Source organism: Stenotrophomonas maltophilia, from assembly GCF_001676385.1.
GTDB lineage: Bacteria > Pseudomonadota > Gammaproteobacteria > Xanthomonadales > Xanthomonadaceae > Stenotrophomonas > Stenotrophomonas maltophilia_J.
The window spans coordinates 68,922-91,076 of record NZ_LYVJ01000005.1 but is presented as its reverse complement, the minus strand read 5'-3'; the positions used below and the strand labels follow the sequence as shown (position 1 = coordinate 91,076).

Here is a 22,155-nt window from a genome sequence, read left to right as displayed (position 1 = left end):
AAGGCAGACTGCACCGGCAGTGCCGTGCATACGCAGTTCCTGATCCAGTGTCCAGGAGTGCTCCATGTCCCGTGCCGTTCCGCGTTTTCTCCATCCTCGCCGCCTGACCCTTTCCCTGCTGCAGGCCCTGGCCGTGCCCTCGGCGGTATTGGCGGGCGCCAGCGTCGCCTGGGCCGGCTGTGACAACGTCGCTCCCATCGCCGGCCAGACCGTCACGTGCGATGCCAACGCACCGAATCCGCAGACGGTTCCCATCACGGCCAACGGCGAAGCCGGCATTACCGTCAACGTCGCCGGCGATGCCCAGCTGCAGCAGAGCGGTGGTGCGTCGGCCATCGCCCTGGCCGGTGCGGGCGGTCACCTGTTGTCCAACCAGGGCGCGATCAGTTCGGTGGGCGGCGTGGCGGTCCAGCTGGGGGGCGGCAGCCGGGTCGACAATATCGGCAGCATCAGCACCGGCAACAACGTCGCGCTGCAGTTCATCGGCAGCGGTGACAGCGTTCTGGTCAATCGAGGAACGATCAGTGGGCAGGCCGGCGTGCAGTTCGGTGGCGGCAACGATCGCCTCGAAATGCAGGCTGGCAGCATCACGGGGGGCGTCCTGCAGGGCGATGGCAATGATGTGCTGCTGCTCGGCAATGGCACGATCGACAGCGTCGACCAGGGCAACGGCGATGACCAGATGACCGTCACTGGCGGCACCGTCACCGGCGTGGTGGCGCAGGGCAGCGGCCGCGACGATTTCGTCATGAGTGGCGGCACGATCGGCGCGCTGCAGCAGGGCGACAACATCGATACCTTCCGCATGAGCGGTGGCCGCATCATCGGCGCGTTCGAGGACGGCGACCAGGCGTGGATGACCGCCGGCCGCATCGGCCGCGTCAACATGAAGCTGGACAAGAACCTGTGGGACCAGTCCGGCGGCACGGTCGATGGCAACGTGGTGACCGGCTTCGATACCGACACCATCATCATCTCGGGTACGGCGTACATCGGCGGCAACATCAGCGTCAGTGGCGGTGCCGACAGCGTGACCATCACCGATGGCACCGTGCGCGGCCAGGTGCTGCTCAGTACCGGTGAGGACACCTTCAACTGGAGCGGCGGTGGCATTGTCTACGGTGCGATCGACATGGGCCCGGACAACGACGTGGCCAATCTCGGCAACCTCAACCAGGGCAACCTGGGCGCGGTACCGCTGTTCGATGGTGGCAGCGGCAGCGACCAGCTCAATTTCAGCAACGTCAAGACCGCCGGCGTCGGCCGCTTCCAGAACTGGGAGGCGATCGGCCTGGCCAACAGCACCGAGCTGAGCTTCGACGGCGACCTGGTGCTGGGCGACAGCACGACCGGCACCGGCACGCTGACCGTCGATGACACCAGCACCGTCTACGCGGGCAGTGGTGGCCACGCCATCCGTCCGCTCAACAGTGGTGCCCTGGTGGAGATGGTCAATGCCGGGCGCATCGACCTGACCGGTACCGGCGCCGGCGATGTGTTCACCGTGCGGGGCAACTACCGCGGCGACGGCGGTGGCCTGTACCTGCGCACCGTGCTGGGTGCGGACAATTCCACCAGCGACCGCCTGGTGATCGATGGCGGCAGCGCCTCCGGCACCACCGGCATCGGCGTGCTCAATGCCGGCGGCAGCGGTGCCGCCACGCTGGCCGATGGCATCCTGGTGGTGCAGGCGCTGAACGGTGCAACCACCGCGCCGGGCGCGTTCTCGCTGTTCGCGCCGGTGGCGGCCGGTGCCTATGAGTATTTCCTGTTCAAGGGCGGTGTCAGTGCCGGCACCAGCGAGAACTGGTACCTGCGCTCGACCCTGGTCACCGGGCCGGTACCGGCGCCCAATGGCAGCGGCAGCGCGGCACCACCACCGCCGACTCCGCCGGTGGCACCACCACCGCCCATCACCCCGGCGCCACCCCCGCCACCGGAGGGGGCCACCGACCCGGACCTCACCGCGGGGGAGACCGCGCCGCCGCCGCCGCCGCCGGAACCGGTACCGGTGGCGCCGCCCAGCGACCCGGCCGTGCCGGAGGTGCCGGTGGCCAGTGGAGCGTTGCCCGGTACCGGCAGCCCGCCGACGCCGGGTGCACGCCCCGCCGAGGGCGCAGTGGTGCCGCTGTACCGCGTGGAGGCCGCCGCCTATGCCGTGGTGCCGCCGCTGCTGCGCGAGACGTCGCTGGCCAGCCTCGGCACGTTCCACGAGCGGCAGGGCGAGCAGCGCCTGCTGTACAACCAGGGCACATTCCGCACCGCCTGGGGCCGGCTGGTTGGGCAGAGCAGCGAGATCCACTGGAAGGGCGATGCGCAGCCCGGCTTCGATGGCGATGTGATGGGCCTGCAGGCCGGCCTCCATGTGTGGGCCGCTGCTTCTGGCAACCATCGCAACCAGGTCGGCGTGTTCGTCGGCCGTACCCGCGCGCAGGGCAGGACTACCGGCCTGGCACTGGGCTGGGAGAACGTGCAGGTGGGCCAGAACCGCCTGGACGACAAGCACGTGGGCCTGTACTGGACGCTCACCGACAGCAGCGGGGGCTACATCGACGCCGTGGCGATGCAGAGCCGCTACGACGGCCGCGTGCGATCCTCGCGCGGGCTTGGCTTCGGCCTGAGCGGCGACGGCACCAGCCTGTCGGTGGAGGCCGGCAAGCCGCTGCTGCACTTCGGGCAGTCCGCATGGTGGCTGGAGCCACAGCTGCAGGTGATCTGGCAGCGCACCTCGCTGGACGACCGTCGCGATGAAGTATCCAGCGTGCGCTTCGACAACGACAACGCCTGGACCGGCCGCATCGGCCTGCGCCTGGCAGGCGACTACCAGCTGGCCGACAACGGCTGGCAGCCGTATTTCAAGCTCAACTACTGGCACGGCCGTTCCGGTGAAGACCGCATCCGCTTCGACGATGACGTGATCATCAATTCGCAGCGCTCGCGTGCGCTGGAAGCCGGTGTCGGCGTGGTCGGGCGCTTCAACCGCACGATCAGCGCCTATGCCGTGGCCGACTACACGCGCGAACTGGGCGGCGATCGCAACGAGAAGCGCCGTATCATCGAGGGCAATATCGGCCTGCGCGCGGACTGGTAGCACCGGTCCATATCCGGCGGCATGACCCGCTCTGGTGTCGACCTTGGTCGACACGGTGCTTTCCGCCGCCATGACCCTGTAGAGCCGAGCCATGCTCGGCTGCTTTGATCCTGTCCCACGCAGCCGAGCATGGCTCGGCTCTACAACAGGGGCGCGTGCATCCGCTTTGACCAGCGCCCGGCATGATCGGCCAGCACCAGGGCTGCGTGCGGTCGCCTCTCCACCACCTGTCTTGCTGCAACCCGCGACGTGGCGGGATACGACAATTTGCGCATGGCGGAAGTCATCACCTGCGGGCTATGCTGTGCGTCTGCCTCAACGACAAGGAAACGTCACATGCAGGTTCGCAAGGGAGTGCGCCGTATGGGTGCGCTGATGATCGCGCTGGTGGCTGCCAACGCCATGGCCGATATGCCGAAGCCGGTCGAGGCGCCCTCGCCGGAGGTAGAGGCCGAGATCCTCAAGCTGCTTGAACGGCAGGCGCTGTATCGCGACCGGGTGGACTGGCCTGCCACCCGCGCCCGGTTGCAATCGGTGCAGGGCGACCCTGCGCAACGGCTGACTGTGCTGCGCGAGGCCATCGCGCTCAGCACCGGCAATCATGGCGCATGGACGACGACCCAGCGCCAGCGCGAATCCCTTGCGCGCGTGCAGCAGGTCGGCGCCGCTGCCGTGGAAAGGGCCAGGGCCGCCGATGCGGTGGATGCACGCATCGGCTGGGTGGTCATCGAGGGCTATGCTTCGGCGCCGGGCGCGACGCCGCAGGAGAAATTCCGCCAGGACATCCAGCGTGCCGCGCGGTGGCAGCAGGTCATCCGCAGCAAGGACGACGGCACGCGCTGTGGCTGGATCGTCGACCTGCGTGACAATGGCGGTGGCACCATGTGGCCGATGCTGCTGGGCATGGCACCGCTGCTGCGCACCTCGGTGCTGAACAGCGAGGACGTTGGCTCGTTCGAAACCGCGCAGGGGCCACAGCGATGGACGTTGACGGCGGCCGCCGTGCAGCTGGCGGGCAAGCCGCTGCTGGACTTCGGCCAGTCGGGTCATGTGCTGCGGCAGCCGGGCGCGCCGGTGGCGGTGCTGTTCGGGCCTCGCACCGCCAGTTCGGGCGAGGCCTCGGTGCTGGCGTGGCGCGGCCGCGCGCAGGCGCGGAGTTTCGGCCAGCCGACCGCGGGTGTCTCCACCGGCAATGTCGTGCACACCCTTGCCGATGGCAGCCGCCTGTTGCTGACCACCAGCGTGATGCGGGACCGCAATGATCGTGGCGATGGGTTGAAGATTGAACCCGATGAGCGTGTCGAGGGTGACGCGGCCACCGTGGCCGCCGCCCAAGCCTGGCTGCTGGCCCAACCTGCCTGCCAAGGCCGCTGATCCATGATCCTGATCGGCCAGCAGGAGCGGGTGGTGGTGGTCGGCCCAACCGAAGCCCACCACTGCCTACGCTGCCAGACGGAAACCGAGTTCGCCCCGCAGCTGCGTTACAAGATGGCGCGCATCGACCTGCTGTTCGGGTTCACCTACCAGCGCCGCTACGAGCTGGCCTGCAGCCGCTGCGAGCATGGCTGGGTGCTGGACACGGAGACCATGGACCAGCAGCTGGGCGGGGTGCCGATCCCATGGCGGCACCGCTTCGGCCTGCCGCTGATGCTGCTGGGGGTGGTTGGGTTGGCCGCGCTGGGCTGGCTGTGGCGGCACGGATTCATCGGCTGAGGACGGGGCCTGTTAAAGTCTGCCCTGCAATCACGTACCGGAACCGACCATGGACCACGACACCCCGTTCGACCCCCTCAACGACCTCGAGGTGCGCCTGCTGCAGGCCCAGGACGGCACGCTGACCGCAGCGCAGTTCCTCGACGGCCTGCTGACCTCGACGGCGTTCGTGCTGCTGGACAAGGCCATCGGCGAAGATGGCGCCTGGGACGAGAGCATCTCGCCGCTGGTGCTGACCAGCGAGAGCGGCGAGCCGATGTTCGCGGTGTTCACCGCACCCGAGCGCGCCGGCCTGTGGCACGAGCAGCTGCCGCAGTTTGCGCATGCCATGCCGATCGCGGTGCACGCGCTGCTGGCCGGTATCGGCGACGGCGTCGGCCTGGTGCTGAACCCGGGCCTGGACGTGGGCATGGAGATGATTCCCGATGCCGTGGCCCAGCTGAAGCAGCGTGCGGCGGCGATCACCCGCGGCATGGCGCATTGAATCCAGCGATATGAAGGTGCCGGCCAGCGGCCGGCACTACCGGGTACTTCAGCGGGCCGCCGCGATGGCTTTCACCCGCGCCTTGGCCAGCGCTTCGCCAACGGCCGGTCCCTTCAGATGCGTGGTATCCAGATCCCGCGCCTGCACTGACAGCGCTGCCTGGTGCAGGCGCTTGAGCGTTTCGCCCTGCGGGTAGTCGGCGTCCTCGAAGCCGAGCCGGCCGCGCTTGTCGGCCTCGCAGCACAACGCGATGCGCGCCACGCGTTCCGGCCGGCGCAGCGCATCACATCGGCCCAGCAGTTCCAGCACGGTGGCATCGCGCAGTTCGTCGATGCGGTGCACGTTCAGGTGCTCGCGGCAGACCGCTTCGGCCAGCTGCTGGTGTTCGGTGGGAATCTTCAACCGCGCACACAGTGCCTTCAACGGCTTGATGCCGCGCTGCTCGTGCATGATGTGGCGCGGCCATTCCTCCGGCGGGGTCAGGCCCTTGCCGAGATCGTGGGTGAGGGCAGCGAAGCCGACCAGGTCATCACCCGGCGCCAGTTTCGCGGCCATGTCGCTGACCATTTCCTGGTGGATGCCGGTGTCGACTTCCGGGTGGAATTCGGCACGCTGCGGTACGCCGTACAGCGCTTCCAGCTCAGGCAGGATCGGGCCCAACGCATGCGCATCGTGCAGCGTGCGCAGGAAGGCCGAGGGGCGCTCGCAGGCCAGTGCCTTGCGCAGCTCCTGCCACACACGCTCGGGTACCAGCGCGTCCAGCTCGCCGTTGGCGGCGACCTCGCGCATCAGCGCCATGGTCTCTTCGGCGACGGTAAAACCCAACGGCGCAAAGCGCGCCATGAACCGGGCCGCGCGCAGCACGCGCAGCGGATCTTCCACGAACGCCGGGCCGACATGGCGCAGCACGCGTCGCTCGATATCGCGCACACCGCCATAGGGATCGACCAGCGTGCCGGTCTCTTCATCGCAGGCGATCGCGTTGATGGTGAAGTCGCGGCGCTGCAGGTCTTCTTCCAGCGTCACCGCCGGATCGGCATCGACCACGAAGCCGCGATAGCCACGGCCGGATTTGCGTTCGGTACGCGCCAGCGCGTATTCCTCACCGCTCTTCGGGTGCAGGAACACCGGGAAATCGCGGCCCACGGCGGTGTAACCCTGCGCCTCCATCTGCGCGGGGGTGGCACCGACCACGACCCAGTCGCGGTCGCCGGCGGGGCGCTGCAGCAGGCGGTCGCGCACGGCGCCGCCGACAAGATAGATCTTCATGGGGGGGATGATCGCATGGCCGGCCTGTAGAGCCGAGCCCGTGCTCGGCTCATCGCGTGGCAATGCGACCGGAACGAACAGCAGCCGAGCGCAGGCCCGGCTCTACAGGCGCTGCGCGATCAGTCGCCGCCCTGGTCGGCGTCGGCAGCGCAGCTGAAGCGCTTGCGCTTGTCCACCAGGCGCCCCACCAGGCGGTCGCTGAGCGGCAGGGCATCGCCGTTGAGGCGCCAGTCGTAGATCACGCTGAAGGCCAGCACGCGGGCGACATATTCGCGGGTTTCCTTGTAGCTGATGGTCTCGATCCACAGGTCCGGATCGTAGCCCGGGCGCTGGCTCTGCCACCGCGCAGTCGGCGTGGGACCGGCGTTGTAGGCAGCGATGGTCACGTAGGGCAGGCCCTCGTACTTGTTCAGCAGCTGGCGCAGGTAGGCGGTACCGATGGCGATGTTGGTATCGGGGTCATACAGGCTGTCGGCGCCGCCATAGCCAGTCAGTCCGGTGGACCTGGCCACTCCCGCGCCCGTGCCCGGCAGCACCTGCATCAGGCCCATCGCGTTGGCCGGGGAACGGGCGCGTGGGTTGAATACGCTCTCCGCACGGATTTCTGCCGCGACCCAGGCCGGGTCCAGCGCATTGCGGGCCGATTCGCGGCGGATGGTGGCGTCGTGGTGCAGCGGGAAACGCAGATCGTACAGGCGCTGCTCCTGCGGCTGCTTGCCGAGCGAGAACACGGCACGGTCGAACCAGCCGTTGTCCTGTGCCACGCGTACCGCCAGGCGGCGCTGGGTGTCATCGAAGCGCGACAGCGCGCTGTTCCATTCGGCCACGGCCCAGCCAGCCCGGTCGATCTGGTACAGCGCCATCGCGCGCTGGATGGCTGGGTCACGCGCGATCACGGCCTGCGCCTGCGCGCTGTCATTCGGCTTCCACGGGCACAGCGTGTAGCCCTGCTGCAGCTTGTCGGCGGCGAGGAAGCCGTGGAAGGTGGGCGCGCGTGCGGCATCGCGGAACAGCGCTTGCGCCTGCTGTGCCTGGCCGGTCTTTTCCAGCATGCGGCCTTCGAAGTAGCGCCAGCGCGAATCATTGCGCTGCTTGTTGCCCATCTTGCGGATCGCAGCCAGCGCGGCGGGCCAGTCACCACGCGACATGGCTTCGCGCGCGCGCCATTCGTGCAGGCGTTCGTCATAGGCCGACTCCGGCACCGCGTTGAGGCGGCGCGCCGAGTCGGGCAGGTAGGACGCCACTGTCCACAGCGCGATCTGGTACCGCACCTGGCCCTGCTGCTCGGCGCTCAGGCCGAGGGACTGTGCGTACTGCGGCAGTTGCTGCTCGGTGGCGGCCGGGTCGGCCTTGGCCAGCTTGGCCAGGCCATCGGTGGCGATACGCCGGCTGCGCTCGTTGCGCGGCCAGTTCAGGGCACTGGCATTGGGCGAATCGACGAAGGCGGCATAGCTGTTGGCCAACGCCAGCTCGGCGGCGGGCAGGCCGCGCGCGGCACTGCGCATCACCGCCGGCTGCTGCGCGTCGGCGGCGGCATCGATGCGTTCCCAGCGCAGGGCGTCGCTCAGCCCGCCCTGCGCCTGCAGCACGGCGAATACCGCGTCGCAGCCGTCCGGCAGCGACTTGCCGTTCCTGCGCCAGAGGTCCTGTGCTTCGCTGATCCACTGCGGATCGACCTTGCCGGTCACCTGCCGCGCGGTCAGCTGCGCACAGCGCAGGCCTGCATTGTCGGTAGGGGCCCAGTTGGCGAGCAGGGTCGGCCAATCCTGGCGGCGCGCGACCGAGGGCAGCCACACGCTGCGGAAGGTGTTGGCCACCGCTTGGCCGTCGTAGCGCTTGAGGAAGGCCTGCGCCTGCGCGGTATCGACGGTATCGATGTTGCGGCGCAGGTTCGCGTACTCCAGCCAGGCATAGGCCGGGTGGCGGCTGAGTGCTGCGGCCTGGCCGGGATCGAACTGGCCGCGCTCGGCGGCAGCGATCGCGGCCTTCAGCTGCGCATTCTGGGCGTCGAGGGACTGGGCATTGGCGCAGCCGATCAGCAGCGTGGCGGCCAATGGGAACAAGGTGAGGGCGGTCGAAGAGCGTCGGGTCATAGCGGCAGCATAGCGGGCAGTGGCTGAATTCAGTTTCGCATTGCGTGCACGCGGGGCGTCGGCAACGGCAGCTGAATGAACCCGCGCACACCTCTGCCGGAGGTGCTGGCAGGCGTCGTAACGTCGGCCCTGGGCGAACGGCCCGGCTGCAGGGAGCGGCACATGGCGTTCAGTAGCGCAGGAAGAAGCGGCCCGCTGGCGGACATCAATGTCACGCCACTGGTGGATGTGATGCTGGTGCTGTTGATCATCTTCATCGTGACCGCGCCGATCGTGGCCCGGCCGATTGCGGTGCAGCTGCCACAAGCCACCGATCGCGTGGTCGACCGTCCCGAACCACCACCGCCGATCGAGCTGCGCCTGGATGCGTCGAACCAGCTGAGCTGGGACGGCCAGCCGATGGCCATCGGCGATCTTCAGATACGCCTGCAGGCGCAGGCCAGTGAGCATGCCGGGAATCTGCCGGAGCTGCGCATCGCCACCGATCCGTCGGCCGAGTACGAAGGCATGGCGCGGATCCTGGCTGCGGCCGAAGCCACCGGCATGGAGCGCATCGCCTTCGTGCGGTGAGGCCGTCAACGGGCGGCCTGCCATCGGCAGGTCGCTCTTTCTGCGCGGAAACGTAGCATGCGATACGGGACACAGCGCGCGACCTCATGGATTGCCACCCCCAATCTGGCACCGCTGGTGGACGTGCTGCTGGTGCTGCTGGCACTGGTGATCACCACGCTGCCCATGGCGCAGGCAACCGGCCTCCTGGCGTTCCCGCAGCGCACCTCGTGCCCACCCTGGCCGGCGGCCTCGCTCCAGCCGATCAACCTGCGCATCGACGCAGCGGGGGCGGTCTTCTGGAATGGCCAGCCGCTGGATGCCCCCGCATTGCAGCGCTACCTGGCGCAGGCGCAACAGAGTCCGCCGCAGCATCGCCCCTGGGTGCATCTGTCGACTGCCGACGACACTGACTACGGAGACATGGCACGCGTGCTGCTGGCCGTCAGCCAGCATGGGCTGCGCATCGGCGCGCAGGCAACTGGCGGCGGTATCGACAAGACCCCTTGATGGGCGGTAGCGGATCTCGGCGCGAGTTGTCGCTGTCGGCATCCATGCCGCTGTGATGGACAGCAGCGTCCGGTCTGAATGTGCAGCGATCTGGCGTAATCAGCCGTCAATCACGTCAAATCCATGTGAAAGAGTGTCGATCATCACGCCGTGATTTTTACCGCTTGTTTACAAAGGAGGCGCTGCCGCCATGCAGGGGGAGCGCGGTAGTCCATGTCCCGACATTCCTTTGGAGAGAGAGCGAATGATTCACCTGCATCACCGCCCGTTGGCGGTTGCCGTCGCGCTGTGCGTGACGGCCCTGGCACCGCTGGGTGCCGCTGCGCAATCCACCACCAATCTCGATGCGGTGGAAGTCACCGGTACCCGCATCAAGCGCGCTGAAGTCGAGGGGCAGGTGCCGATCCAGACGCTGACCCGCGGCGACATCGAGCGCACCGGCCTCACCTCGATCGGCGAGGTGCTGCAGCAGCTCACCGGCTCCGGTTCGGCGCTCAATGCCAAGTTCAATTCGTCCGGCAATTTCGGTTTCCCGCCCGATGGCAGCGGCGTGGGTGCCGGTTCGGCGCAGGTCGACCTGCGTCATCTGGGCGCCAAGCGCGTGCTGGTGCTGGTCGACGGCATCCGCTGGGTCAACGAGTCGTCGGCATCGGGCGTGGGTGCGGCCACCGACCTCAACACCATTCCGCTGGCCATCGTCGAACGCATCGAGGTACTGGAAGACGGCGCATCGTCGCTGTACGGCTCCGACGCCATCGCCGGCGTGGTCAACATCATCACCCGCCGCGACTTCGATGGCGGCCAGGTGACGCTGAACTACGGGGAGTACAGCAAGGGCGATGGCACGCAGAAGGGCGTGGACCTGGCGTGGGGCAAGAGTGGCGATCGCTACAGCCTGTTCCTCGGTGCCAGCTGGACCAAGCAGGACCCGGTGTTTGCCAAGGACCGCGAGCAGTCGCGCTTCCCGATACCAGGAACGGGCCTGGCGTTCGGCAGCGGCGGCATCCCGCAGGGCCGCTTCATGTTCACCGACCCGAACACCGGTGCCGTGCAGAACATCGTGCCCAACACCGGCGTGAGCAATCCGCGTTACGACGGCAGTGCCGGCTGCAACCGCAGCGATGACTACCATTGCTTCACCACGGCCGACCGCTTCAATTTCGCCGAGTACAACATGGTGCTCACGCCGTCGGAGCGCAAGGGCCTGTTCGGCCAGTTCCGCTTCGACATCACCGACAACGTGCAGTGGTACATCAAGGCGCTGGGCAATCGCCGCGAGTCGACCAACCAGGCCGGTCCGGAACCGCTGTTCTTCGGTCCGGATGGCGCCACTGGCAATCCACTGGCCGACAACATCGTGGTCTCGCGCCTGAATCCCTACAACCCGTTCGGATTTGATCTGGTATCAGGCGACAACATGAGCCTGATCGGTCGCCGACCGGTCGAAGGCGGACCGCGCGTGTTCAAGCAGGAGGTGAACACCACCTATTTCGCCACCGGCCTGGTCGGCGACTTCCACGCGGCCGACCGCAGCTGGTACTGGGACGTCAACGGCATGTACAGCAAGAACAAGGCCGAGCAGACCAACCATGGCAGCTACAACATCTACAACGTCAACATGGCGCTGGGCGACCCGGCCGTCTGTGCGGCAACGCCCGGTTGCGTGCCGCTGAACATCTTCGGCGGCGCCGGTTCGATCACCCCGGACATGCTGAAGTGGATACAGCCGGTGGTACGCGACCGCAGCCAGAACGAACTGAGCCTGTTCACGGCGAATCTGTCCAGCGAGCTGTTCTCGCTGCCGGCGGGCCCGGTGTCGTTCGCGACCGGCTACGAGTACCGCAAGTACGAAGGCTGGTACCAGCCTGATCCACTGACCGTGGCCGGTCACTACAACGGTGTTCCGTCGCAGCCGACCTCGGGCTCCTACGATGTCAACGAGGCCTATCTGGAGCTGAGTGTTCCGATCTTCGCCGACTCCACGTTCGGCAAGAAGCTGGACCTGAGCCTGGCCGGGCGCTACTCGGACTACTCGACGTTCGGCGGCGAGTTCACGCCCAAGTACGGCCTGCGTTGGCAGGTAACCGACGACTTCGTGCTGCGCACGACCTACGCCGAGGGCTTCCGTGCGCCGTCGATCGGTGAACTGTATGGTTCGGCCGCGCGCGCCGACCTGCAGCTGTTCGATCCGTGCTCGGTCGGCCTGGGCGGCACGGCGCCGCGCGGCAGCGCCGCCAACTGCGCCGCGCTGAGCGTGCCGGCTGGGTTCCAGCAGGCCAATTCGCAGATCTCGGTGACCACCGGCGGCAACCGCGAGCTGGAGCCGGAGCGCTCGCGCAGCTTCAGTGCCGGCTTCGTGTGGAGCCCCTGGTTCGGCAACAACGCGTCGTGGTCGGAGCGCTTCGACGTGGAAGTGACGTTCTACCGCCACGCCATCGATGGCGCGATCCAGGCGATCAATGCGCAGACCCAGCTGGACCTGTGCGTGGATACGCTGGACCCGGTCTACTGCGACGGCATTACCCGTGCCAGCACCGGTGCGGTCAGCAGCTTCAACAACCGCCTCACCAACCTGGGCTCGATCAAGACCGACGGCTGGGACGTGGACCTGTTCTGGACGTTGCCGCAGACCTCCATCGGCCAGTTCAAGCTGGCCTGGAAGAACACCTTCGTCGGTCGCTATGAGGCTACCGGCGCCGCCGGGCAGAGGCAGCCGCAGAAGCCGGGCGTGGAGGTGGCCGACAGCTCCATTCCGGAGTGGACCAGCAACGCCAGCATCGGCTGGACGCTGGACAACTGGAGCGCCAACTGGACGGTGCGCCATATCTCCGAGCTGACCGAAGACTGCGGGGACGCGGTAGCGTTCCCGGTGTGCAGCAACCAGGCCGCCGGCACCAACACGCTGTCGGCCACTACGTTCCATGACCTGCAGGTCGGCTACAAGATCGACTGGATGAAAGGGCTGCAGCTGACAGCCGGCCTGAACAACGTGTTCGACAAGGATCCGCCGATCTGCCTGTCGTGCTCGTTGAACGGCTACGACGCCTCGACCTACGACATCCCGCGTGGCCGTTACTGGTACCTGCGCGCGGACCTGCGGTTCTGATGTGAGGGTGGCAGCGCCGGTCGGTTCCGGCGCTGCCTTGCGGATGTAGCGCCGAGCCCGCGCTCGGCTGATTCTCTGAGCCGAGCATGGGCTCGGCTCTACAGTTACGGGGCGGTCGTGCCCCGCGCCTGATCAGAACGACCAGGTGAACGTCAGCGAGCCGTTGCGGCCATCGCCGTAGGCACCGTAGCCGTTGATCTGCGACAGGTACTCCTTGTCCAGCAGGTTGTTGAGGTTGGCCTGCACGCTGAACTCGGGCGAGAGGCGGTAGCGCACGAAGGCGCTGACCAGTGCGTAGCCGCTCTGCTCGATGCGACCGTAGGCCGGCACCGGGTAGTAGATGCGGTTCTGCCAGTTGGCGCCGCCACCGACGGTCAGTGCCTGCAGCGACTGCGGGGTGTAGCTGGTGAACAGCTTCAGCGCGGTCTGCGGCAGGTTGGTGTTGATGTCGGCGCCGTCGATGTCCTTGGCCACGTAGCGCGAGGCGCCGAAGGTGGCATTCCAGCCCGGTGCCAGTTCGCCGTTGAGCTCGAACTCGAAGCCACGGCTGACCGTGCCACGTGCGGCGCGATAGGCGAACTCGTTCTGGCTGCCCTGCACCGGCTCACCGGTGGCCTGGCCGACGTTGTCCTGTTCGATGCGGAACACAGCCAGCGATGCGTTGAGGCGGTTGTCGAACCAGGCGCCCTTGACGCCCACTTCGTAACTCTTGCCATCGACCGGATCGAGGTAGCGGCCGTTGCGGTCCTTCAGCGTCTGCGGCTGGAAGATCTCGGTGTAGCTGGCGTAGGTCGAGTACGTCGCGTTGATATCGAAGACCAGGCCCGCGTAAGGCGTGGTCACCTTGTGCGTGCGGTCGGCGCCTTCGCCCTCGCTCTTCCAGTCGGTGTAGCGTGCGCCGATGATCAGTTTCAGCGGATCGGCCAGTGACAGGCGTGCGGCCGCGTAACCGGCCTTCTGCGTGATCGCGCCTTCGCTGGCCAAGGCCAGCGGATTCCAGCTTGGCTCGCTGATATTGCCCGTCCAGTTCAGATAGCTGGCGAACGGGTCCCAGGCCTGGCCGGGGCCACCGACCTGGTAGTCGCCGTAGTTGGCGTACTCGCGCTTGTTGTAGCTCAGGCCGGCCATCAACTGGTGCTCGCGGCCGAACAGCTGGAACGGGCCATCCACGTAGCCGTCGACGCCGGTGACCTTGCGCTCGGTGTTGTAGAAGCCCGCGGACGGCGAGATGCCCGTGCCCGTGGTCCTGTCGAAGTTCGACGCACCCGTGGTCCAATCGTTGTAGGCCGGATAGAACAGCTTGTCGTCGGCCTTGGTTTCATCATGGGTTGCGCCGACCTTGAACTTCCAGCCATTGCTGAAGGCGTGCTGCAGCGTGGCGAAGGCTCGCTTGCTGGTGGTGTCCCAGTAGGTCCAGTCCGGGCTGGCGTTGAACGATGCGTCGTAGCCGGTGCGCGAGCCATCCGAGTACAGCATGGGGAAGCCGCCCCAGGTAGCCCCGTTGGCGCGCTTGTGCTGGTAGTCGTAGCCCACGCTCAACTGCGTGTCCGGGGTCAGGTCGGCATCGATCACCACGTAGCCCAGCGTTTTCTGCTGGTTGTAGCGGTCCATCTGCGCGTCGGTATCCAGGTAGCTGCCGATGACGCGGCCACGCACGCTGCCGCTGGCGTTGAGTGCGCTGCCCACGTCCACCGTGGTGCGGGTGCGGCCCCAGCTGCCGACATTGACCGACACGCTGCCAGCCCGTTCGGCGCTGTCGGCGTGCTTGCGGACCAGGTTCACCGACGCGGACGGATTGCCGGCACCACTGAGCAGGCCGGTGGCACCACGCACCACTTCCACGCGGTCGTACAGCGCCAGGTCCAGGCCGGAATCACCATAGCTCCAGTTCTGCACCATCTGCGTGGGCAGGCCATCGAACTGGTAGGCATCGATGTAGAAGCCGCGCGCGTAGAACTCGGTGCGCTCGCTGTCGGACTGGGTGCTGGTCACGCCGGTGGTGTTGGCCAGCACGTCGATGATGTCGTCCAGGTTCTGATCTTCGATGCGCTGGTGGCTGATGATGCTGACCGACTGCGGGATCTCGCGCGGTGCCAGGTCGAAGCGGGTACCGGCCGAGGTGCGGCGCACCGAATAGCCCTCGGCGCGTTCGCCCTTGACCACGACCTTGTCCAGCGTGGTCGGGTCGGCGGCGGTGTCCGCGAAGGCGGCCGGGGCCACGGCGCAGAGGATGACGAGCACGGCAACGGACAGCCGCTGCGGCTGCAGGGTACGAAGGGCGGGACGGGTCATGGGGATCCTGGACGAGCACGCGCATTCGGCCGGCATCCAGGAGGCGAGGCGCTACGGAGAAGGGAAGGGCAAGCGGGCCGTCCTGGCCCCACCCCCGGAAACGAAAGGAATGTTAATACGAACTATTCCCATTTACAAATCCAGGGAATGCAGAGGTGGGCCCCGGCCGTCGGTGCGAACGGCAGTCGAGCACGACTCGACGCTACAGGGGCGGTGCCAGCGGCACCTGGAAACTCCGCTTCAACGTGGCCAGCGCCACCGAGGTGCGGAAGCGCTCGATGTTGTCGTCGCCGCCGAACAAGCGCTCGCTGATCGCCTCGTACTCTTCCATCGAGGCCGCTGAAAGCAGCAACAGGAAATCGCCATCGCCGGTGACCGAATAACACTGCTGCACGGCCGGGTCGTCCTGAACGCGGCGCTTGAACGGCGCCACGCGCTCGCGCTGCTCGCTGACCACGCGCACCTCGGCGATGATGGTCAATGGGCGCCCGACCTTGGCTGCGTCGATCACCGCCACGTTGGCGGCGATCACGCCGCCGTCCTGCAGGCGCTTGATGCGGCGCTGCACGGCCGGGGTGGACAGGTGCACGGCCTCGGCGATTTCGCGCTGCGGCAGGTGTTGTCACGCTGCAGCAGATCGAGGATGGCGCGGTCGAAGCGGTCGAGCACGGGGGCGGTAGCCATGGCGAGCAGAAATTGCACGAACGGGCCGTCAATTGAGCCAAGTGCTCGGCGCCGGCGCAATAGACTTGGCCCATGCAGACCTCACGACTTGCGCAGATGTTGCCGGCGCTGGCGGTGCTCGGCTCGGTCACCTCGCTGGCCATCGGCACCTCGTACGCAAAACAGCTGTTCCCGCTGATCGGCGCGCAGGGCACCAGCGCGCTGCGCGTGGGTTTCTCGGCGCTGTTGCTGCTGCTGTTCTGGCGGCCATGGCGCTGGAAAACCACGCGCGTGGATGCGATCACGATCCTGCGTTACGGGCTCACCCTGGGCCTGATGAACCTTTTGTTCTACATGGCCCTGCGCACGATTCCCTTCGGCATCGCGGTGGCCATCGAGTTCACCGGGCCACTGACCGTGGCGATGCTGTCGTCACGACGGTGGATCGACTTCGTCTGGGTCGGCTGCGCCGTGGTGGGGCTGTTGCTGCTGTTGCCGCTCGGTGGTGGCCCGGCGCTGGATCCGGCCGGGGTGCTGTACGCCATGGGCGCGGCGGCATGCTGGGGCCTGTACATCGTGTTCGGCAAGCGCGCCGGCCACCTGCACGCCGGGCATTCGGTGTCGTTGGGGCTGCTGGCAGCTTCGCTGGTGGTGGTGCCGGTGGGCGTGGTGCATGCCGGCGCCGCGCTGCTTGATCCGAAGCTGTTGGCTGCGGGCCTGCTGGTGGCACTGGTCTCCAGCGCGATTCCGATGTCGCTGGAGATGATGGCGCTCAAGCGCCTGCCGAAGGAGACCTTCGGCATCCTGATCAGCATGGAGCCAGCGGTGGCTGCGCTGTGGGCGATGCTGCTGCTGCACGAGCACCTGCACGGGCTGCAGTGGCTGGCGATCGGCTGCACGGTGCTGGCCTCGGTGGGCAGCACGATGACGGCGCGGGGGTTGAAGGCGCCGGCCACCGCATGAAAAAAGGGGACGGAGGGGATTAAGTCGTTTGTGCCCCGATTTAGGGGGCGCCGGGCGGCGCCCGGCGCAGAGCGTGCGGACCAACGGTCCGCACCTACCGTAACGGCGAGTCAGCGCAGGGCGTCGGCCGGGACGTCGATCTGCATCGCCAGGGCGAGGTGATCGGAGAACGCGGCCGGTACGGCTTCCACGGTGCGGGTCTGTAGTCCGCTGCTGACCAGGATGTGGTCGATGGCGCGGTCCGGGCGCCAGCTGGGAAACGTCGGCACGATGCAGTCTGGCGGCTGCAGCCGGGTCTTCTGGTACAGCACCTGCATTTCCGGGCGTTCGGCCAGACAGTTGAAATCGCCCATCAGCACCGCGTTGGGATGATCGGACAGCAGCTCGGCGATGAAGCCCAGCTGCGCCATCCGCGAGCCCGCGCCCAGCGACAGATGGGCCACCGCCACCGCCAGGCCATCGGCACCATCGCCGAACCTGGCCAGCAGCACGCCGCGCCCGCCGATGCGGCCGGGCAGGGCGTGGTCCTGCACTTCGACCGGTTCCAGCCTGCTCAGCAGGCCGTTGGCGCTGGAGGCGACACCGCCCATGCGCCGGTTCGGCTGGTGGCTCCAGTAATTGAAGCCGGCGCGCTGGGCCAGGTAGTGGGTCTGGTTGGTGAAGCCCGAGCGCAGGCTGCCCGGGTCGGCCTCCTGCAGGCCGACGATGTCATGGTCGCGCGCCAGGGTGGCGATCGCGTCCAGGCTGCTGCGCTTGCGGCCCGCCGGCAGCGCATGTGACCAGCTGCGGGTCACATAATCGCTGTAGCGGCGGGTACTTGAGCCGGCCTGGATGTTGGCCGTCAGCAAGCGCAGGGTCCGTGTCTGGGGGGAATTCACGGCCGGGAAACGCTTCTCTTGGATCAGTGAGCCTGGGCCGCACCGCGTTCGCGGGCGATCAGGTGATCGGCAATGCGCAGCATGTCCGGGAAGCTCTTGCCCTTCACCAGGTACTTGCCGTTGACGATGATCGACGGGGTGCCGCTGATCTGGCTGCGCTGCGCGAACTGCTTGGCCGAGTTGGTCTTGGCGTTCACCGCGAAGCTGCCCATGGTGGCGGCGAACTGCTTCGGATCCACGCCGTAGGCGCTGTAGAACTTGGCGATGTCTTCCACCGAGTCACGACCGCGCTCGCCCTTCAGGGTCTTCTGCGAGTGGATGGCGGCGTACAGCGCTTCATGGGTCTTTTCCTGCACGCCCAGGGTCTGCGCGGCGTAGAAGGCACGGGCGTAGTCATCCCAGGTGCCGCCGAACATGGCCGGCACGTAGACGAAGTTCACGTCGCTCGGCAGCCCGGCCTTCCACGGGCCGACCAGCGGCTGGAATGCGGCGCACGCCGGGCAGACGTAGCCGAAGATCTCGGTCACTTCGATCTTGCCGGTGGCCGGCTGGAACGGCTGGCCGTTCGGGATCACCTGGTAGTCGGCGCCTTCCACCGGGGCCGGGCCGGTCAGCGCGGCAGTGGTCGGGGCCGGCGCGGCGGCGGGCGTGGCGTCAGCTGCGGCCTTGTCGCCTTCGGTAGCGGCCGGGGCGGCGCCCTCGGCACCGGCGGCCGGAGCCGAAGGCTCGGTGGTGGCAGGAACGGCGGCCGGTTCGGCTGGGGCGGTGGTGTTGGTGCTGCCGTCGTCGGCTTTGCAGGCGGCCAGGATCGGCAGCAGCGCGGCGAGGGCGAGGGCGTAACGGATCTTCATGGAAACGTCTCCAGCATCTGGAAAGGTGGGGCCGGCGGCAGGCGCCAGCCAGGGGGAAATGATGACACGCGGCGGCGACAGCGCCGTGTTGAAGGGTGGGTATCGGTTCAGCGGCCGCGGGCGGCGCGGGCCTCGGCGATCAGTCTGGAGGCAATGCGCAGCTGGTCATCGAAGCTGTTGCCACGCACCAGGTACTGGCCGTTGATGATCAGCGCCGGGGTGCCCGGGATCCGGGTGCGCTGGGCGAACGCACGGGCGGCATCGACCTTCTTCTGCACGGCATCGCCGCGCAGGGCCTGCAGGTAACGGTCCGGGGTCACGCCATAGGCTTTGTAGAAGGTGGCGAGCTCATCGGCCGAGACGTTCTGCATCGGCAGCGATCCCTGTTCGTGCAGGGCCTTGAACACGGCAGCGTGGCTGCGCTTGGCCACGCCGACTTCGTCGGCGGCGTAATAGGCCAGTGCCCAGGCATCCCAGGTGCCACCGAAGGCCGCCGGGACCGGGGTGAAGCGTACGTCGGCCGGCAGCTTGGCCGCCCAGGCTTCCAGCTGCGGTTCGAAATGGGCGCAGTGCGGGCAGGTGTAGCCGAAGACTTCGACCACCTCGATCTTGCCGGCCAGCGGCTGGAACGGGCCCGGCTGGGCGATGCGCTCGTAGTCTCGGCCCTCGACCAGCGGCGCGTTGGCAGGGGCGGCGCTGGCGGCCAGCGGCAACAGGACCAGCAGGGACAACAGCAGGCGGGAAATCAACCTCATCGACACGCATCTCCGTTGAAAAAAGCAACGCCGGCGCAGCCGCCGGCGTGAAGGAACATACCGCAGCCGTGGGCCGACGTGGCGGCCCGGGCCGACCAGTGGTGGTCAGGGGGCGGCAGCCGGTTGCGTCGGCGCGGCCGCTGCGGCCACGTCGTCGGCCTTGTTGTGCAGGCCCTGCAGGTAGCTCGACAGCGCCTGCACCTCCTGCTCGCTCAGCTTCTGCGCGACCGTGGCCATGATCTGGAAATGCGTCCTGTCCGTTTCGTGGGTCTGGCCGGCCTGGTATTCCTGCAGGCGGCGTGCGACATAGCTGGCGTGCTGGCCGCCAATATGCGGATAGGCCGGGCCCGGATTGCCGGCACCGCTGGGGCCGTGGCAGGCCATGCAGGCCGGCAGGCCGCGCTTGGCATCGCCGCCGCGATACAGCTGCTGGCCGATCTCGTAGAACTTCATGCCCTTGTAGGGGCCGTCGGCAACTACAGTGTCGTCGGCGATGCCGGCCGCGGCCTTCTGGGTGGCGAAGAAGGCACCGATGTCCCGCATGTCCTGCGGCGTCAGGTTCTGCACGAACGGCACCATCGCCGCCGCCGCGCCTGAACTGCGCTGGCCGTTGGCGATCAGGGCCATCTGCTGGGCCACGTAGCGTTCGCTCTGGCCGGCGATGGACGGGTACATCTCGACCGTGGAATTGCCGTCGACGCCATGGCAGGCCGCGCAGGCCGAGGCCTTGGCCTGGCCGGCCTTGGCGTCGCCCCAGTGGGTCTTGCTGAAATCCACCTCCAGCGAGGCGGTGTTGATCGGCCCGTTGTCGGGCAGCGGGGTCAACGTGGTCTGCGCGAACGCAGCGGCGGCAACGACTACGGCAGTGGCAAGAGCGGATACGGCAAGAACGCGAGCGTGGCGCATGCTGAAGCTCCGTATGGACCGGGCCGGGCGGTGGCCGCCGGCATCGCCCGGATTATCAACGCCGTTTCCGCGCACGGTCAACGCAGCAGTGCAGCAAAGTGGCCGCAGCGGCCGCCGGCACGGGCGCGCGGCGCCGCAACATGCGATCCTAGGCACATGTCATTGCTCATCGAACGCGCCCGTTACCATCTTTCGGCCCACAACGTGCGGCAGCTGCCGCCCGACGAAGGGGCCGAAGTGGCCTTCGCCGGCCGCTCCAACGCCGGCAAGTCCAGTGCGCTCAATGCGCTGACCCGCCAGAACGCCCTGGCCCGTGTCTCCAAGACCCCCGGCCGTACCCAGCAGCTGGTGTTCTTCCAGGTCACCCCGGAAGCGCATCTGGTCGACCTGCCCGGTTACGGCTACGCCAAGGTGCCGCTGGACCTGCAGGCGCACTGGCAGGCCTTCATCGACAAGTATTTCCGCACCCGCGAAGCCCTGAAGGGGCTGGTGGTGGTGATGGACATCCGGCATCCGCTGAAGGACTACGACCGGCAGATGCTGTCCTACGCCGTGCAGCGCGGCCTGCCGGCGCACGCGCTGCTGACCAAGGCCGACAAGCTCAGCCGCAGCCAGCAGATGCAGTCCCTGCAGAAGGTGCGCAAGGAGCTGCAGTCGGCCTACGGTGACAGCGTCAGCGTGCAGGTGTTCTCCGGCGAAGACCGTACCGGCGTGGACGAAGCCCGTGCCGTGATCGGCGGCTGGCTGGGGCTGGAATAAGGCTTCCCCTGCCTTCCTGTAGAGCCGAGCCTACGCTCGGCTGTGGAATCCCGGCACGCTGAGCGCGGTAGCCGAGCATGGGCTCGGCTCTACACGGGTCAGTTCAACGGCGAATACTCCGCCGGGACCCACGCATAGGCCTGGCCTTCACTGCGTACGTGGCCCAGGCCGGGGAACGGCAGGTGGGCACCGGCCACCCACCAACCCTGGGCGGTGGCCTGCTGCAGCAGGCTGCGACGGCTGGCCACGGCTGCCTTGCGGTCCGAATCCGCCTCGAACGCCGCTTCAGGATGCGCGAACTGCACTGCATGGAAGTGCAGCACATCGCCCCACACCAGCAGGGCCTGGCCCTGGCTGTCAAACCGGTAGGAGACATGGCCGGGGGTATGGCCATGGGTATCCATCGCTACTGCGCCGCCGGGCAGGGCATCGCCGGGGCTGAAGGTGCGCAGGCGGCCGCTGGCCTGGTACGGCGCAACCGCATTGCGCGCCAGCGGGAAGGCGAAGCGCACGCCCTTCGGCGCGGTGGCCTCGCTGGCCGGATCGAGCCAATAGTCGGCATCGGCCCTGGACAGCCACACCGTTGCATTCGGGTAGGCCGGCTTGCCCTGTGCGTCGAGCACCCCGCACAGGTGGTCCGGATGGGCATGGGTCAGCAGCACCTCGTCCACCTCGGCCGGGTCCACGCCGGATGCGCGGAGGTTGCCCAGCACCTGGCCCAGGCCGGGTCCGAAGCACTGCGCGGTGCCGGTATCAACCAGGGTGAGGTGGGTGCCCTGGCGGATCAGGAAGGCATTGATCGCGGTCTGCAGGCCCTTCTTGTCCTCCGGCACGTAGCGGCCTTCCAGCAGCCGGCTGACCAGCGTTGGCGGCACGTCCACCACCTCCTGCCGGCCGAGCGCGACCACGCCGTCGAACAGGGCGGTGACCTGCAGTGCACCGACGCGCTGGTGGTAGACGCCCGGCACCTGCTGGGTGGGGGCCTGCGAAGTGGCCTCGGCCAGCGCGGCCAGCGGCAGGGAGGACAGGGCCAGCAACAGGGCGCCGCGCAGCGGCAGGTAATGGGAGGTCATGGCGGTTCTCGGTAGATGACGGGCAGTTCCGTTGCCGCCAGCGTGCCGTGGCCAGCGTGTGCGTGGCGCTCAATCCACTGCGCGGAATGCTCAGGGGGGTGTTGTCTGCAGGGCTGCGCCCTGCACCCGCTACGAGCCAGGGCAACGGCCGAAGCAACAGCAACAGCAACAGCAACAGCGGGCTATCCGTGGGATGGCGG

General features: G+C 67.7%; 17 protein-coding genes and 1 pseudogene. 9 read left to right on the top strand and 9 right to left on the bottom strand.

Features of this window, described 5'->3' with window-relative positions:
• The first annotated feature begins 64 nt into the window (after positions 1–64).
• From A9K58_RS07740 to A9K58_RS07725, 4 genes are all read left to right on the top strand, one after another.
• Positions 65–3,091, top strand: coding sequence for an autotransporter family protein (locus A9K58_RS07740; protein WP_065198819.1), 3,027 nt, complete (start codon positions 65–67; stop codon positions 3,089–3,091).
• Between the two features lie 336 nt (positions 3,092–3,427).
• Complete coding sequence (locus tag A9K58_RS07735; protein ID WP_065198818.1) at positions 3,428–4,465, top strand: S41 family peptidase; 1,038 nt, start codon at positions 3,428–3,430, stop codon at positions 4,463–4,465.
• 3 nt (positions 4,466–4,468) lie between these two features.
• On the top strand, positions 4,469–4,804 hold the full coding sequence (locus A9K58_RS07730; protein ID WP_065198817.1) for a hypothetical protein: 336 nt from the start codon (positions 4,469–4,471) through the stop codon (positions 4,802–4,804).
• Positions 4,805–4,853: 49 nt separating this feature from the next.
• Positions 4,854–5,288 (top strand): SseB family protein, encoded by a 435-nt coding sequence (locus A9K58_RS07725; protein ID WP_021204661.1) that lies wholly within the window; start codon positions 4,854–4,856, stop codon positions 5,286–5,288.
• 48 nt (positions 5,289–5,336) lie between these two features.
• Here A9K58_RS07725 and A9K58_RS07720 read toward each other — a convergent pair whose 3' ends face one another.
• Positions 5,337–6,557: a multifunctional CCA addition/repair protein gene (locus A9K58_RS07720; protein ID WP_065198816.1), complete on the bottom strand. Its 1,221-nt coding sequence runs from the start codon at positions 6,555–6,557 to the stop codon at positions 5,337–5,339.
• A gap of 119 nt (positions 6,558–6,676) precedes the next feature.
• Positions 6,677–8,650, bottom strand: a complete 1,974-nt coding sequence (locus A9K58_RS07715; RefSeq protein ID WP_065198815.1) for a transglycosylase SLT domain-containing protein — start codon at positions 8,648–8,650, stop codon at positions 6,677–6,679.
• 162 nt (positions 8,651–8,812) lie between these two features.
• On the opposite strand from A9K58_RS07715, the gene A9K58_RS07710 reads away from it, so the two are divergent.
• From A9K58_RS07710 to A9K58_RS07700, 3 genes are all read left to right on the top strand, one after another.
• Positions 8,813–9,220: an ExbD/TolR family protein gene (locus A9K58_RS07710; RefSeq protein WP_065198814.1), complete on the top strand. Its 408-nt coding sequence runs from the start codon at positions 8,813–8,815 to the stop codon at positions 9,218–9,220.
• A gap of 57 nt (positions 9,221–9,277) precedes the next feature.
• A complete protein-coding gene (locus A9K58_RS07705; RefSeq protein WP_065198813.1) occupies positions 9,278–9,709 on the top strand; it encodes an ExbD/TolR family protein in 432 nt (143 codons plus the stop codon).
• A gap of 244 nt (positions 9,710–9,953) precedes the next feature.
• Positions 9,954–12,815 carry a TonB-dependent receptor plug domain-containing protein gene (locus tag A9K58_RS07700; RefSeq protein ID WP_065198812.1) on the top strand — a complete coding sequence of 954 codons (2,862 nt, stop codon included), beginning with the start codon at positions 9,954–9,956 and terminating at the stop codon, positions 12,813–12,815.
• A gap of 132 nt (positions 12,816–12,947) precedes the next feature.
• Here A9K58_RS07700 and fhuE read toward each other — a convergent pair whose 3' ends face one another.
• Positions 12,948–15,107, bottom strand: a complete 2,160-nt coding sequence (gene fhuE, locus A9K58_RS07695; protein WP_065198811.1) for a ferric-rhodotorulic acid/ferric-coprogen receptor FhuE — start codon at positions 15,105–15,107, stop codon at positions 12,948–12,950.
• Between the two features lie 202 nt (positions 15,108–15,309).
• Positions 15,310–15,791 (bottom strand): annotated as a pseudogene (locus A9K58_RS07690) (Lrp/AsnC family transcriptional regulator).
• A 72-nt stretch (positions 15,792–15,863) separates the two neighbouring features.
• On the opposite strand from A9K58_RS07690, the gene A9K58_RS07685 reads away from it, so the two are divergent.
• A complete protein-coding gene (locus A9K58_RS07685; RefSeq protein ID WP_065198810.1) occupies positions 15,864–16,733 on the top strand; it encodes an EamA family transporter in 870 nt (289 codons plus the stop codon).
• A 110-nt stretch (positions 16,734–16,843) separates the two neighbouring features.
• On the opposite strand, the gene A9K58_RS07680 is transcribed toward A9K58_RS07685, so the two are convergent.
• The 4 genes from A9K58_RS07680 to A9K58_RS07665 form a co-directional block, all read right to left on the bottom strand.
• Positions 16,844–17,581, bottom strand: a complete 738-nt coding sequence (locus A9K58_RS07680; protein WP_196769178.1) for an endonuclease/exonuclease/phosphatase family protein — start codon at positions 17,579–17,581, stop codon at positions 16,844–16,846.
• A 53-nt stretch (positions 17,582–17,634) separates the two neighbouring features.
• The gene (locus A9K58_RS07675) at positions 17,635–18,462 is read right to left on the bottom strand and encodes a thiol:disulfide interchange protein DsbA/DsbL (RefSeq protein ID WP_065198808.1); all 828 of its coding nucleotides are present in this window, start codon (positions 18,460–18,462) and stop codon (positions 17,635–17,637) included.
• Positions 18,463–18,569: 107 nt separating this feature from the next.
• Entirely contained in the window at positions 18,570–19,217 is a 648-nt protein-coding gene (locus tag A9K58_RS07670; protein ID WP_065198807.1) for a thiol:disulfide interchange protein DsbA/DsbL, read from the bottom strand.
• Between the two features lie 105 nt (positions 19,218–19,322).
• On the bottom strand, positions 19,323–20,123 hold the full coding sequence (locus tag A9K58_RS07665) for a c-type cytochrome (protein WP_065198806.1): 801 nt from the start codon (positions 20,121–20,123) through the stop codon (positions 19,323–19,325).
• Positions 20,124–20,279: 156 nt separating this feature from the next.
• Here A9K58_RS07665 and yihA point away from each other — a divergent pair, with 156 nt between their 5' ends.
• On the top strand, positions 20,280–20,882 hold the full coding sequence (gene yihA / locus A9K58_RS07660; protein ID WP_049414655.1) for a ribosome biogenesis GTP-binding protein YihA/YsxC: 603 nt from the start codon (positions 20,280–20,282) through the stop codon (positions 20,880–20,882).
• Between the two features lie 98 nt (positions 20,883–20,980).
• Here the strand turns inward: yihA and A9K58_RS07655 are convergent, their stop codons facing one another.
• On the bottom strand, positions 20,981–21,955 hold the full coding sequence (locus A9K58_RS07655) for an MBL fold metallo-hydrolase (protein ID WP_065198805.1): 975 nt from the start codon (positions 21,953–21,955) through the stop codon (positions 20,981–20,983).
• Between the last annotated feature and the right edge of the window lie 200 nt (positions 21,956–22,155).

Bases quoted from the DNA above. Each gene is read 5' to 3' on its own strand.
- A9K58_RS07705 (WP_065198813.1), top strand. From the start codon at position 9,278: ATGCGATACGGGACACAGCGCGCGACCTCATGGATTGCCACCCCCAAT.
- yihA (WP_049414655.1), top strand. From the start codon at position 20,280: ATGTCATTGCTCATCGAACGCGCCCGTTACCATCTTTCGGCCCACAAC.
- A9K58_RS07710 (WP_065198814.1), top strand. From the start codon at position 8,813: ATGGCGTTCAGTAGCGCAGGAAGAAGCGGCCCGCTGGCGGACATCAAT.
- fhuE (WP_065198811.1), bottom strand. From the start codon at position 15,107: ATGACCCGTCCCGCCCTTCGTACCCTGCAGCCGCAGCGGCTGTCCGTT.
- A9K58_RS07735 (WP_065198818.1), top strand. From the start codon at position 3,428: ATGCAGGTTCGCAAGGGAGTGCGCCGTATGGGTGCGCTGATGATCGCG.
- A9K58_RS07685 (WP_065198810.1), top strand. From the start codon at position 15,864: ATGCAGACCTCACGACTTGCGCAGATGTTGCCGGCGCTGGCGGTGCTC.
- A9K58_RS07720 (WP_065198816.1), bottom strand. From the start codon at position 6,557: ATGAAGATCTATCTTGTCGGCGGCGCCGTGCGCGACCGCCTGCTGCAG.
- A9K58_RS07655 (WP_065198805.1), bottom strand. From the start codon at position 21,955: ATGACCTCCCATTACCTGCCGCTGCGCGGCGCCCTGTTGCTGGCCCTG.
- A9K58_RS07700 (WP_065198812.1), top strand. From the start codon at position 9,954: ATGATTCACCTGCATCACCGCCCGTTGGCGGTTGCCGTCGCGCTGTGC.
- A9K58_RS07740 (WP_065198819.1), top strand. From the start codon at position 65: ATGTCCCGTGCCGTTCCGCGTTTTCTCCATCCTCGCCGCCTGACCCTT.
- A9K58_RS07725 (WP_021204661.1), top strand. From the start codon at position 4,854: ATGGACCACGACACCCCGTTCGACCCCCTCAACGACCTCGAGGTGCGC.
- A9K58_RS07730 (WP_065198817.1), top strand. From the start codon at position 4,469: ATGATCCTGATCGGCCAGCAGGAGCGGGTGGTGGTGGTCGGCCCAACC.
- A9K58_RS07665 (WP_065198806.1), bottom strand. From the start codon at position 20,123: ATGCGCCACGCTCGCGTTCTTGCCGTATCCGCTCTTGCCACTGCCGTA.
- A9K58_RS07675 (WP_065198808.1), bottom strand. From the start codon at position 18,462: ATGAAGATCCGTTACGCCCTCGCCCTCGCCGCGCTGCTGCCGATCCTG.
- A9K58_RS07715 (WP_065198815.1), bottom strand. From the start codon at position 8,650: ATGACCCGACGCTCTTCGACCGCCCTCACCTTGTTCCCATTGGCCGCC.
- A9K58_RS07670 (WP_065198807.1), bottom strand. From the start codon at position 19,217: ATGAGGTTGATTTCCCGCCTGCTGTTGTCCCTGCTGGTCCTGTTGCCG.